This window comes from Fictibacillus sp. 18YEL24 (genome assembly GCF_015903855.1).
GTDB classification, from domain to species: Bacteria; Bacillota; Bacilli; order Bacillales; family Fictibacillaceae; genus Fictibacillus; species Fictibacillus phosphorivorans_C.
Genome location: NZ_JACZDT010000001.1, coordinates 288036 through 302212 on the forward strand (window position 1 = coordinate 288036; position 14177 = coordinate 302212).

Genomic DNA, 14177 nt, shown 5'->3' on the forward strand with positions numbered 1-14177 from the left:
ACAAACGAATCCATTTTGGGTTCGTTTTTTTTTGCTAAAAACTCTCTAAATGATTAGTTAAGTATTAGCATAGCACTCTCCATAACTTTACATATTGACTAGAAGTTTTAGTTTAAAGTTGTTAAAAAAATGGGTAGTAAAAGGGTAGTGGAAGAGAGAAGGAGAGATTGATGATGACCGTCACTCATATAAAATCTAATACAGAAAATAGCCTTTCTGAACGATTTGAAATTGCTTTTAATCAGATTCACAAATGCTTAATCGACAAAGTAAAAGATACGAAAGATGATCGGTTTAAAAATCTAGTGGAAACAGGAATGAACAAGCATTCTCTAATTCGATCTTTTTATAATGAGCTCGGTCAGTTTGCGAAACTTAGAAACGCTATTGTACATGAAAAAGTTGATCATGATTTTTACATCGCTGAACCTCATCTAGAGATCGTTGAGAGAATAGAAAAAATTGCTGGTTATTTTATGAAACCTGAAACAGCGCTGAACATTGCCACAAAAAAGGTTCATCATTTTAAAGAAAGTGACCGGTTGGAAGATGTTTTAAGCTGTATTCGAAAAACATCGTATTCACGTTTTCCTATTTATAACGACAAAGGAGAGTACCTTTGGCTATTAACGGCTACATACTTATTGAATTGGTTGACAGACCGGCTTGCTGATCAAGTGATCGATCTTAACAATGCAAGAATATCAGATATTGCAGACAATGAACAAAAACAACTGGTAGCATTTATTTCAAAAACTTCAAGTATTTTTAAAGCAGAGGAGATTTTCGAAAACATTCATAAAGAAGGTAAAAAGCTTGAGGCAATCATCATTACTTTAAATGGAAGTGAGAACGAAAAGCCATTAGGCATTTTTACTTCCTATGATCTAATAGAGATTGATTTAGATGACTAATTTTGAAGGCACTCATTAAGAGTGTCTTTTTGTGTGTAAACAAATAAAAAAATCACATTTGTTTAAGGAAATTACGATTAGGGAAACGGATGTTTGAGATGTCAGAATGTTTTGTATGTTAACTTTTTAGGAAAGGGTGTAAATCATTTGAAAGAATTTAAGATAATAATAAATGGAACTGAAAGAAAAGCTGTTCAGGGAGAAACGGTATTAAATTTATTAAATGGTTCACCGGATCAAGTCCCACATGTTTGTTACCATCCAAGCCTAGGGCCGATCGAAACTTGTGATACTTGTATCGTTAAAGTGAATGGAGAATTTGTAAGAGCATGTTCGACGAAGATTAATAACGGAGATAACATTGATACAAATTCTGATGAGGTAAGAGAAGCTCAAGTGATCGGAATGGATCGAATCCTTTTTAATCATGAGTTATATTGTACGGTTTGTGATTATAACAATGGCGGTTGTGAAGTACATAACACGGTTAAAGAAATGAAGATCAACCACCAAAGCATTCCTTTTGAACATAAACCATATGAAGTTGATCAAACTAACCCCTTTTATAGGTATGACCCTGATCAATGTATATTGTGTGGACGATGTGTTGAAGCATGCCAAGATGTCCAAGTAACAGAGACGCTCACGATTGATTGGGAACGAGAAAGGCCACGAGTAATTTGGGACAAAGACGTTCCGATCAATGAATCATCTTGTGTTTCATGTGGTCACTGTTCTACTGTTTGTCCTTGTAACGCCATGATGGAAAAAGGGATGGAAGGTGAAACAGGTTATATGACGGGGATCAATCGTGAGACACTTCGTCCGATGATTGAGATCACAAAAGGTGTTGAGACAGGTTATGGGTCTATACTCGCTATTTCAGATATGGAAGCTGCGATGAGAGAACAAAGAATAAAGAAAACAAAAACCGTTTGCACATATTGCGGCGTAGGATGTAGCTTTGATGTCTGGACGAAGGGCAGAGAAATTCTAAAAGTAGATCCGCAGATCGAAGCTCCTGCAAACGGGATTTCAACCTGTATTAAAGGGAAGTTCGGTTGGGATTTTGTTAACAGTGAAGAACGATTAACAAAACCTTTAATTCGTGAAGGTGATATGTTTAGAGAAGCCTCTTGGGACGAAGCATACAACTTAATCGCTTCTAAATTTACAGAGATAAAAGATAAGGATGGTGCTCAAGCACTTACGTTTATCAGCTCATCTAAGTGCACGAATGAAGAATCCTATCTGATGCAAAAATTAGCACGTGGTGTTATCGGCACAAATAATATTGATAATTGTTCGCGTTATTGTCAAACTCCTGCCACTATGGGATTATTTCGAACTGTAGGACATGGTGGTGATTCAGGATCTATAAAAGATATTGAAAAATCAGAGCTGGTTATCGTAATCGGGTCAAATACATCAGAGTCTCATCCCGTCTTAGCAACCCGTGTTAAGCGGTCACATAAGTTACACAACCAAAAATTAATCGTCGCTGATCTTAGAAAACATGAGATGGCTGAACGTGCCGATCTATTTATCCAGCCACGGGCAGGTTCAGATCTCGTTTGGCTATCTGCTGTAACGAAGTACATTTTAGATGAAGGATTAGCTGATCATGATTTTTTACAACAGCATGTGAACGGCTTAGATGTTTTTACAGAGAACCTTGAAACGTTCACTTTAGAGTATGCAGAAAAAGTAACAGGTCTCACTCAAGATACACTTATCCATTTAGCAAAAACCATTTCACAATCTAAAAGTGTTTGTGTTCTCTGGGCAATGGGCGTTACACAGCATATGGGAGGAAGTGATACGAGCACCGCTATATCCAATTTACTCTTAGTGACAGGAAACTATGGAAGAGAAGGGGTAGGTTCTTATCCGTTACGCGGACATAACAATGTTCAAGGAGCGAGTGACTTTGGTAGCATGCCAGATCGCTTACCTTCGTATGAGAAAGTTGCCGATAAAAAGGTTAGAGAGAAGTATGAAAAAGCGTGGGGTGTAAAAATTCCAGAAGAACCTGGTCTTAACAATCATGAAATGGTTCAAGGTATTCATGATGGTCATGTAAAAGGTATGTATTTAAAAGGCGAAGACATGGGAATCGTTGACTCAAACATAAACCATGTTCACGCGGCTTATGAGAAGCTAGACTTTTTTGTTGTTCAAGATCTATTCCTTACACGAACGGCTCAGTTTGCTGACGTTGTCTTACCAGCAAGTCCAAGCCTCGAAAAAGAAGGTACTTTCACAAACACGGAGAGAAGAATCCAAAGATTGTATCAGGTGCTAGAGCCACTCGGAGATTCTAAACCAGATTGGGAGATTATCCGTGATATTGCAAATCGGCTTGGAGCTGGATGGGATTACAAACATCCGAGTGACATTATGGAAGAAGCTGCACAACTAGCACCATTATTTGCGGGAGTATCCTATGAAAGATTAGAAGGATACAAAAGCCTTCAGTGGCCTGTGGCTGAAGACGGAACGGATACTCCAATACTTTTTAAAGAAGGATTTCCTTTTGAAGATAAGAAAGCGAGACTATTTCCAGTAAACTGGACGGAGCCTGTAGAGTTTGGAGAAGAATACGATATTCACGTTAACAACGGAAGACTTTTAGAACATTTTCATGAAGGGAACATGACGTATCAATCTGAGGGCATTACATCTAAGACGCCTAACACTTTTCTTGAAATCTCTCCTGAACTAGCAAAAGAACGAGGAATTAAAGATGGGACACTAGTAAGATTATCGTCGCCTTATGGAAATGTAAAAGTTCATTGTTTAATAACAGATCGTGTAAAAGGCAAAGAAGTATATCTACCAATGAACGATAGCGGAGAAGCGGCTATAAATCTGCTTACGAGCAGTTATTCAGATAAAGATACAGATACACCTGCCTACAAAGAGACAAGTGCCAAGCTTGAGATCTTGATGGAAGAGGGTGTTAGTCCGTTGCCTAAAACAAATTTTAGGTATGGAAATCCACAACCTCAAGTAGGAGTTAACGTAGAGAAGAAGTGGGAAAGAAAAGATTATATCTTCCCAGGCGATGCTGTGAAAAAGGAGCGAAATCAACATGGCTAAACCGATTAAAAACGTTCAAAAACAAACGATAACAGCAGAAGAGAAACGTTCTAATGACCTCCGAGAAGTCGAAGATGCTCTCATTCAAAACAAGACTGCGATTCTACAAACACTTGAGATCATGAACCATATGCACGATAAAGGAATTTTACCTCTATTAAATGGATTGTTCGGGCAAGGAGATAAAGTAATGGATATTGCGGTCAAAGCGATGGATAAGCCTGAGAACACAAATACTTTAAAAAATCTTCTATTGCTCTTAGGTACCCTAGGAATGATTAATGTAAAGCAACTTGAACCTTTTCTTTTAAAAATAGATGCAGGCATTGCAAGAGTTGCTGAATACAAAGATACGGAAGAGAAGACGAGTTACTTTGATTTAGTTCGTTCACTTAAAGATCCTGAAATTAATAAAGCTGTGACCATACTCATGCAGTTCCTAAAGGGGATGGGCCAAGAAACAGAACATATTGAAAAGACAACAGGGAACTCACCTCAAAAACGTATAAATCAGAGTAAGGGAAAAACCTTAGAATAAAAGTGTAGAGGAGTAATCCGGATGGCTAAAAAGGTGAAAAACCGCTGGTTGATTGCTGCAGCTGCTGTAGGTATTCACATATCGATCGGATCTGTCTACTCCTGGAGTGTATTCACAAATCCGCTCCGGGATGAACACGATTGGGGGCTAAGTGAAATCTCTTTAACGTTCAGTATCGCAATCTTGTTTCTAGGTTTATCCGCTGCTTTTATGGGGCATTTTGTTGAACGATATGGACCTCGTAAATCTGGCATCATAGCATCATTTTGTTTTGGTGCAGGGTTGCTAGGTTCAGGCTTTGCTGATCAATTAGGCTCTATTTATCTGCTTTACTTTTTTTATGGTGCTTTAGGAGGGATCGGACTGGGTATTGGCTATATCACACCTGTCTCTTCACTTGTAAAATGGTTTCCTGATCGAAGAGGATTAGCAACAGGTCTTGCTATTATGGGGTTTGGTTTTGCATCCCTTATTGCTAGCCCTGTAATCGCGAGGCTTATAACAGGTATAGGTATTTCTAATACGTTTTACGTATTAAGTGCTGTTTATTTTACTATTATGTTACTTTCTTCTTTATATCTAACACCACCTCCAAAGAATTGGAAGCCAGAAGGAATGAAAGATGAAACTAAGAATAAAGATAATCAAACAAAAGATCTTGCGCAATTAACGGCAAATGAAGCAGTTAAAACAATCCGTTTTTGGGCTTTATGGGCGATGTTATTTATAAATGTTACATGCGGGATCGCCATTATTTCTGTAGCGTCTCCAATGGCACAAGATATTGCAAATCTCAGTGCCGCGTCAGCTGCTACGATGGTTGGGATCATGGGATTGTTTAACGGTTTTGGTAGAATCGGCTGGGCGTCGATTTCAGATTATATCGGTCGCCCCAACGTTTACACTACGTTTTTCGCGATACAAACGGTGGCATTCGTCCTTTTACCGAATGTTACGAACGCCTTTTTCTTTCAGTTGCTTGTATATTTAATTCTTACTTGTTATGGAGGAGGTTTTGCTTCTATACCTGCATATATAGGAGACTTGTTCGGAACGAAGCAACTGGGAGCGATCCATGGGTATATTCTAACCGCGTGGGCAGCAGCTGGACTAGTAGGTCCATTAGTTGTTTCTTGGATACGGGAATCCACGAACAGTTATTCTTTAACGCTGTATATCTTTACAGGTGCGTTTGTTCTGGCCCTTGCGATCTCCCTGCTTATTCGCATCAATATTCGGAACATAAGAAAAGAAAACAATCAATCTCATGTTGCAAGTTAAACGTAATTGACTAAGATAAAAAAGCTTGGCAAAAAAATTGCCAAGCTTTTTTCTGTTCATTATTCAACATCTTTAAGTAACAGAAAATTACTGATATTGCTCCAAAACTGAGAAGAACTTAATCACAAATTCAAAGAAGACTTGTTCAGCAGGTGCTAGTTCACGACTCCTAGGGGTGATGATTCCTACCGTGCGCTTAACATCAGGGATCTCGATCGGTATTTTCACTGTAAACCGTGGCTTCGTTTCATAAAAGGAACTATCGGGTAATAGGGTAACACCCATACTAGCAGTAACTAGCCCTTTTATCGCATCTAGATCTTCACCTTCACATGCAATCTTAGGAACGAAGCCTGACTCTTTACAAGCATTTACTACTACATCTCGTAAAATATACCCATCCGGAAATAGAACGAATTCATCATTTCGTAAATCACTTAATAATAAACTTCTTTTCTCTGCTAGATGATGCTGTTCAGGTAATAGTGCAGAAATTTTTTCAGTAAAAAGGATATGTCCTTCTAAATCAGGATCATTTGTAGGGACAGGTCCTAAAAAAGCTAGATCAATATCTCCACTCTTAACGCTTTCTGTAAGAAATCGATAAGAACCCTGTCTTAAGTGAAAGGCAATATTCGGATGTTCGCGTTTAAAAGCTGATACAACAGTTGGCAAAAGATGTCCTGCAAGACTTGTAGGAAATCCAATCTTGATTGTTCCTCTTTCAGGATCTAAATATTCATCAATCTGCTTTTTTGCATGTTCGATCGCTTTCATAGCTGTTTTTGCGTGTATCAAGAACAGTTTACCAACAGGAGAAAGCTTAATATTACGACCTTCTCTTTCAAACAACTCTACGCCAAGTTCAGCTTCTAAGTTTGCAACCTGACGACTGACTGCAGATTGTGCAACATGCAAAGCAATTGCTGCTTCCGAAACATGTTCTCGTTCTGCAACTTCAATAAAATACTGTAATTGTCTGAATTCCATGCGTTGTCACAACCAATCATTCTCAATTTGAGATCGTTTTAATCTAAATTATATATTGTTTCGATTAATTATAAAACCTAAACTAAATGAAAGAAAGTTTCGAATATTTAAAGTTGATAAACTTAAGGGGGAGTTCAAAATGACCTTTAGTCAATTTCCAGAACCACAAGGTTTATATAATCCTAAGAATGAACATGACGCTTGTGGCATTGGTCTATATGCTCATTTGAAAGGGCATGCTACCCATGAGATTGTTGAAAAAGGACTTCATATGCTATGCCAGCTTGATCACCGGGGAGGACAAGGAAGTGATCCTTTGACGGGGGATGGAGCAGGCTTAATGACAAAGATACCGCATGATTTCTTTAAAAAAGTCACAGATTTTGAACTGCCTGAAAAAGGACGGTACGGGGTAGGAATGATCTTCTTTCCCAATGATACAGGAGCTCAACAGAAGTTAGAAAATCAAATTAATCAATTTATTAAACTCGAAGGACAACAACTATTAGGCTGGAGAACGGTACCCGTCAACGTAACAACAATCGGGAAAAAGGCTCAAGAAACTTGTCCTTTAATTAAACAAGTTTTTGTTGCATGCAACGAAACGATTCCAGAGAACCTAGCTTTTGAAAGAAAACTATTTGTAATCAGAAAGCAAGCAGAGCACTGGGCAAGAGAACACGGACTTCAAACGTATTTTGCTAGTCTATCATCACAAACGATCGTATACAAAGGTCTGTTAACACCAGAACAGGTGGATGCTTTCTATTCTGATCTACAAGATACTGATTTCGTGTCTCCATTCGCTTTAGTGCATTCCCGTTTTAGCACAAATACGTTTCCAACGTGGGAACGAGCACATCCAAACCGATACATTATTCATAACGGAGAAATTAATACTTTACAAGGAAACATGAACTGGATGAAGGCACGTGAGAAGCAATTTGTTTCTGAAGCATTCGGAGATGATATTGGAAAGCTGCTTCCTATTCTTGATGCCGATGGCAGTGATTCTTCTATCCTTGATCAAGCCTTTGAATTTTTTGTACTGGCAGGGAGAAAGCCTTCCCATACAGCTATGATGCTAATTCCAGAACCATGGAGTGAGAATCCTCATCTAGAAGAAGAGAGAAAAGCATTTTACGAGTATCATAGTTGCCTGATGGAGCCATGGGATGGGCCAACTGCTATCTCTTTCACAGACGGAAAGCAAATTGGAGCCATACTCGATCGAAATGGTCTCCGGCCGGCGAGATATTATGTAACGAAGGATGATTACATTATCTTCTCTTCTGAGGTAGGAGTTATTGAAGTTGAAGAAGAGAATGTTCTATATAAAGAGCGGTTAAGTCCAGGAAGAATGCTTCTTATCGATTTAGAAGAAGGTAGAATTATTACAGACAATGAGATCAAAACAGAAATGGCTAGTAAAGAACCCTACGAATTATGGCTGACGAATGGACTGCATCACTTGGATGAAAATGGCGAAGAGCCAGAAATCAATATAGAAAATGTAAGAAGTAAACAAAGAGCATTCGGCTATACGTATGAAGATATTCATAAATATTTGATTCCTGTCATTACAGAAGGGAAAGATCCAATCGGGTCAATGGGGAACGATACACCTTTAGCGGTTTTATCTGATAACCCGCAGTCCCTATTTAATTATTTTAAGCAGCTATTTGCCCAAGTTACGAATCCACCGATCGATGCTATTCGGGAGAAGATTGTTACTTCTACGATGACGCTGCTCGGAGCTGAAGGAAATCTTCTGCATCCTGGGCCACAGAATGCGAAGAGAATTCAATTGAACTCTCCTGTGTTAACATCGAATGAGTTTAATCAAATTACAGATAATATGATTTATGAATTTAAAACGGCTGTTCTGCAAACTTTATTTTCGGAAGATTTAGAAATCGGATTGCAATCTCTATTTAAAAATGCGGCAGAAGCCATTCAAGATGGAGCAACGTTATTAGTTTTGTCAGACAGAGAAATGAATAAATCTTCTATTCCTATTCCTGTCTTACTTGCTGTAAGTTCTCTGCATCATCATCTTGTAAAAGAAGGACTCCGGACAAAAGTAAGTTTGATCGTTGAATCAGGTGAAGTTAGAGAAGTTCATCATTTTGCAGCGCTCATTGGATATGGCGCAGATGCTATCTATCCCTATTTAACTTATAAGACCTTTGAAGAAGCGATTCAAGATGAACACATCAAACTTTCTTTATCTGAGACCATCAGAACCTATAAACAAGGAATAACAGATGGCATCGTTAAAGTGATGTCAAAAATGGGTATTTCAACGGTTCAGAGTTATCGAGGTGCTCAAATCTTTGAAGCAGTCGGAATCGGAAAAGAAGTGATCAATTCTTATTTCCCAGCTACTTCTTCTCAAATTGATGGAATCACCTTAGCTGAGATCGAAAAAGAGGCTACTCTAAGACATCAACAAGGCTTTAAAGAGACCATCGATGATACTTTGGATTCAGGAAGTGATTTTCAATGGAGAAATACTGGTGAACACCATGCTTTTAATCCTAAAACAATCCATACCCTTCAATGGGCTTGCCGTAAGAATGATTATTCACTGTTTAAAACGTTCTCAAAACTGGCTGATGACGAGAGAACAACTTTTTTAAGAAACTTATTCTCGTTTGCGCCTGAAACAACGTCTATACCACTCCATGAAGTTGAACCTGTAGAAGAGATTGTAAAGCGCTTCAAAACAGGCGCGATGTCTTTTGGCTCTCTTAGTCAAGAAGCACATGAATCTCTTGCTATCGCGATGAACCGTTTAGGTGGAAAGAGCAATAGTGGTGAAGGCGGAGAAGATCCAGCTCGTTTTATCCCTGATAAACTTGGCAATAACCGGAGAAGCAGTATCAAACAAGTAGCTTCAGGTAGATTCGGTGTAAAAAGCCACTATCTTGTAAATGCAGATGAACTGCAGATCAAGATGGCACAAGGAGCTAAACCAGGTGAAGGCGGGCAGTTGCCTGGTAATAAGGTTTATCCTTGGGTAGCAGATGTTCGTGGATCAACTCCTGGGGTAGGATTGATCTCCCCTCCACCACATCATGATATTTACTCAATTGAAGATATGGCACAACTTATTCATGATCTGAAGAACGCAAACCGTGAAGCAAGAATTAGCGTTAAGCTTGTTGCGAAATCCGGTGTTGGTACGATTGCTGCAGGTGTTGCAAAAGGTGCAGCTGATGTAATCGTAATCAGTGGTTATGACGGAGGTACAGGAGCTTCTCCAAAAACAAGTATCAAGCATACTGGTCTTCCATGGGAGTTAGGACTTGCAGAAACACATCAAACGTTGATGCTTAATGGTCTTCGTGAACGTGTAACACTTGAGACAGACGGAAAGCTGATGACAGGAAAAGATGTTGTGCTTGCTGCATTGTTAGGCGCTGAGGAATATGGTTTTGCTACAGCGCCTCTCGTTGTATTAGGTTGTGTCATGATGCGTGCTTGTCATCTTGATACATGTCCTGTCGGTGTAGCTACACAGAATCCTGAATTAAGAAAAAAATATATGGGTGACCCTGATCATGTGGTCAACTATATGAGATTTGTGGCTGAAGAAATTCGTGAGATTATGGCTGAACTCGGTTTCCGTACGATGGAAGAAATGGTCGGGCGCACTGACGTTTTAACAGTTGGTGACCGTGCAAAAAAACACTGGAAAGCGAAGCATCTCGACTTATCTAAGCTCCTTTATCAAGCAGACGGAATTCGTACGAAACAGACTTCTCAAAATCATAAGATCGATCAATCACTCGATATGAATGAGATTTTACCGAAGCTAAAGGCAGCTTTAGAAATGAAGAAGACTGTTTCACTCAACCTACCGATTAAAAATACGAATCGTGTAGCAGGTACAATTGCTGGTAGTGAAATAACGAAACGATTTGGAGAAGAAGGTCTTTCTGAAGATACCGTAACTCTTAACTTTTCTGGGTCTGCTGGACAAAGTTTTGGAGCATTCGTGCCACGTGGCATGACGCTTTATTTGAACGGAGACAGCAATGACTATTTTGGAAAAGGATTATCAGGGGGTAAATTAATTGTCGCACCTCCTAAATCAGCAGAATATTTGGCTGATGACAATGTCATTCTGGGTAATGTTGCTTTTTATGGCGCAACGAGTGGCGAAGCATACATTAACGGCTTGGCTGGTGAAAGATTCGCAGTTAGAAACAGTGGAGCTAACATCGTTGTCGAAGGAATCGGAGATCATGGCTGTGAATATATGACAGGTGGTCGAGTAGTTGTTTTAGGTGATACTGGAAAGAACTTTGGTGCAGGTATGAGTGGAGGAATCGCCTATATCTACACGCATCAGCCACTTTTATTAAAACAGTTATGCAACAAAGAAGGTATTGAGTTTGAGAGATTACTGGATTCTGAAGAAACAGAAACGGTTAAGCAGATGATTATTAATCATTTTTCATACACTCAGAGTAAAAAAGCTGCAGCTATTCTGCAAAATTGGAAATTAGAACAGTCGCATTTTGTGAAAGTCATCCCACATGACTATAAAGAAATGATTAAGAAAATAGAAGAAGAGAAAAAAGCGGGGTATACAGAAGATGAAGCGATCATGAATGCTTTTGAAGCTGGATCAAGCTCAGCGAAAGCAAGTGGTACACCCGGACCAACAAAATTAATTCTGAAATAAATTGAGATGAGAGGAGAGATTTAAATGGGCAAACCAACCGGATTTTTGGAATACCCAAGAGAAGAAACGATAGAGAGAAAGCCTCTCCAACGTCTTAAAGATTGGAAAGAATATACGGAAAAACAACCTGAAGATATGTTAAAAAGACAAGGCGCTAGATGTATGGATTGTGGAACACCTTTTTGTCATATTGGTATAGAGATTAATGGGGCTGCGGCTGGCTGTCCCATTAATAACCTCATCCCAGAGTGGAATGATCTTGTTTATAGAGGGAAATGGAAAGAAGCTCTTGATCGTCTATTAAAAACAAATAATTTTCCTGAATTTACTGGTAGAGTTTGTCCGGCTCCTTGTGAAGGTTCATGTACAGTTGAGTTAGCTGGTCCTGCTGTTACGATAAAGAACATTGAAAAAGCAATCATTGATAAAGGTTTTGAAAACGGCTGGATTCACCCTAGAATTCCAGATAAAAGAACAGGAAAAAAGGTCGCAATCGTTGGATCAGGACCAGCCGGGCTTGCAGCAGCAGATCAGCTGAACCAAGCGGGTCATTCTGTTACAGTTTATGAAAGAGCAGACAAAGCTGGCGGATTGTTAACGTATGGAATTCCTAACATGAAATTAGATAAGGATGTAGTGGAAAGAAGAATCAAGTTATTAAGACAAGAGGGCATTGATTTTATCCTTAACACAGAGGTAGGAAAAGATATTACTTCTGAAGAACTTAAAAATGAATTTGATTCAATCATTCTATGTACAGGAGCACAGAAACAAAGAGATTTGACTCTTCCTGGAAGAGAAGCTGAAGGTGTTCATTTTGCTATGAACTATCTAACTCAGGCAACAAAAAGATTATTGAACATTGAATTTTCTGAACCACTTATTGATGCAGAAGGTAAGAATGTCATCGTAATAGGTGGAGGCGACACTGGTGCTGACTGTGTGGCTACAGCTCTAAGGCAAAAGTGTAAGAGTGTCGTTCAATTTGGCAAACATCCTAAACTTCCTGATGTACGCAATGATGCAAACATGTGGCCTGAGCAACCTAATATTTTTACAATGGATTATGCCTATGAAGAAGCGACTGCTCAATACGGACATGATCCAAGAGAGTACTCTGTACAAACGAAAAAAATCGTATCAGATCATAATGGTCAATTAAAAGAACTTCATACGATTCAAATGAAACGTACGTCAGATGGTGCTGGAAATATGGTTTTTGAAGAAATCCCGGGATCAGAGAAGGTTTGGCCAGCAGATCTTGTTTTTGTTGCGATCGGTTTTGAAGGTACAGAAATGCCAGTCTTAAAAGAATTTGGTGTAGAAGTTAATAAAAATAAAGTTAGTGCGAAACATGGTGACTATCGTACAAATGTAGATGGGGTATTTGCAGCCGGTGACTCTAGACGAGGTCAAAGTTTAATCGTTTGGGCAATTCAAGAAGGTCGTGATTGTGCACGTCAAGTTGATCTATCGTTGATGGGCAGTACGGTTTTGCCTTAATACTTTTTTCCATGCTACAATAAACTCCAAAAGCCATAAGCTTTTTATCTATGATAAAATAAGGCTTAGGTAAAACATAATTTTTCATTTATAAGGAGTAGACGCATGGAAAAAGTACTTATTTTTGGACACAAAAATCCAGATACTGACACGATTACATCAGCACTCGTTTACGCTGACTTAAAATCTAAATTAGGACAAAATGTAGAAGCTATTCGCCTAGGTGAAATTAACGGTGAAACACAATATGCATTAGATTATTTCAATGCTGAGCTTCCTCGACTTGTTGAACATGTCTCTGCTGAAGCAAACGCAGTAATCTTAGTTGACCATAATGAACGTCAACAAAGTGCAAATGATATTGAAAAAGTAAGAGTATTAGAAGTTATTGATCATCATCGCATCGCGAACTTTGAAACAAGCGATCCGTTATACTATCGTGCAGAGCCTGTTGGCTGTACAGCTACAATCTTGAACAAGATGTACAAAGAGAACGGTGTTCAAGTAGAGAAAAATATTGCAGGACTTATGCTTTCTGCGATTATTTCTGATTCTTTGTTGTTCAAATCACCTACTTGCACAGAAGAAGATGTTGCTGCAGCACGCGAACTTGCTGAAATTGCAGGAGTAGATGCGGAAAAGTACGGTTTAGAAATGCTAAAAGCAGGTGCAGACCTAAGTGATAAATCTGTTGAAGAGTTAATCTCACTTGATGCGAAAGAATTTAACATCGGTGAAAGCAAAATTGAAGTTGCTCAAGTGAATACCGTGGATGCTAGCGATGTAATGAAACATCAAGAAGAATTAGAATCAGCCATTACTAAAGTTATAGCTGACAAAGGTCTGGACCTTTTCATGTTTGTTGTAACAGATATCTTAACAAATGATTCAACAGCTCTAGCTCTTGGTAAGAGTTCACAATCTGTCGAAGAAGCATATAACGTTAAATTAGAGAACAATATAGCTGTTCTTAAAGGTGTTGTTTCTCGTAAAAAACAAATCGTACCTGTATTAACAGAAGCAATGAGTAAGTAAAATAAGTGCCAAAAGGGTAAAACCAAATGAAGGTTTTACCCTTTTATTGTGCCATTCAATATTTGTGCTTCATAAAAACAGTATTGACAATCTAAAAGAGACTGCTATCATTTAAGAC

8 protein-coding genes are annotated in these 14177 nt (G+C 38.7%); 7 read left to right on the forward strand and 1 reads right to left on the reverse strand.

From position 1 onward, the window contains the following. Window positions 1-170: 170 nt before the first annotated feature. The 4 genes from HU823_RS01450 to HU823_RS01465 all read left to right on the forward strand — a co-directional run bounded on the left by HU823_RS01450 (window position 171) and on the right by HU823_RS01465 (window position 5835). Window positions 171-914, forward strand: a complete 744-nt coding sequence (locus HU823_RS01450; RefSeq protein WP_231607235.1) for a CBS domain-containing protein — start codon at window positions 171-173, stop codon at window positions 912-914. 147 nt (window positions 915-1061) lie between these two features. Then, window positions 1062-4016, forward strand: coding sequence for a formate dehydrogenase subunit alpha (gene fdhF, locus HU823_RS01455; protein WP_144700402.1), 2955 nt, complete (start codon window positions 1062-1064; stop codon window positions 4014-4016). Further along, window positions 4009-4554: a DUF1641 domain-containing protein gene (locus HU823_RS01460; RefSeq protein ID WP_144700400.1), complete on the forward strand. Its 546-nt coding sequence runs from the start codon at window positions 4009-4011 to the stop codon at window positions 4552-4554. The genes fdhF and HU823_RS01460 overlap by 8 nt, the downstream gene beginning before the upstream one ends. A gap of 21 nt (window positions 4555-4575) precedes the next feature. After that, window positions 4576-5835, forward strand: a complete 1260-nt coding sequence (locus tag HU823_RS01465) for an L-lactate MFS transporter (protein WP_197220885.1) — start codon at window positions 4576-4578, stop codon at window positions 5833-5835. A gap of 87 nt (window positions 5836-5922) precedes the next feature. On the opposite strand, the gene HU823_RS01470 is transcribed toward HU823_RS01465, so the two are convergent. Further along, window positions 5923-6825, reverse strand: a complete 903-nt coding sequence (locus HU823_RS01470) for a LysR family transcriptional regulator (protein ID WP_144700396.1) — start codon at window positions 6823-6825, stop codon at window positions 5923-5925. Between the two features lie 139 nt (window positions 6826-6964). Between HU823_RS01470 and gltB the strand changes: the two genes are divergently transcribed. From gltB to HU823_RS01485, 3 genes are all read left to right on the forward strand, one after another. Further along, on the forward strand, window positions 6965-11521 hold the full coding sequence (gene gltB / locus HU823_RS01475) for a glutamate synthase large subunit (RefSeq protein ID WP_197220886.1): 4557 nt from the start codon (window positions 6965-6967) through the stop codon (window positions 11519-11521). A gap of 24 nt (window positions 11522-11545) precedes the next feature. Beyond that, window positions 11546-13024 (forward strand): glutamate synthase subunit beta, encoded by a 1479-nt coding sequence (locus HU823_RS01480; RefSeq protein ID WP_197220887.1) that lies wholly within the window; start codon window positions 11546-11548, stop codon window positions 13022-13024. A gap of 105 nt (window positions 13025-13129) precedes the next feature. Further along, a complete protein-coding gene (locus HU823_RS01485) occupies window positions 13130-14059 on the forward strand; it encodes a manganese-dependent inorganic pyrophosphatase (protein ID WP_197220888.1) in 930 nt (309 codons plus the stop codon). The last annotated feature ends 118 nt before the right edge of the window (window positions 14060-14177 follow it).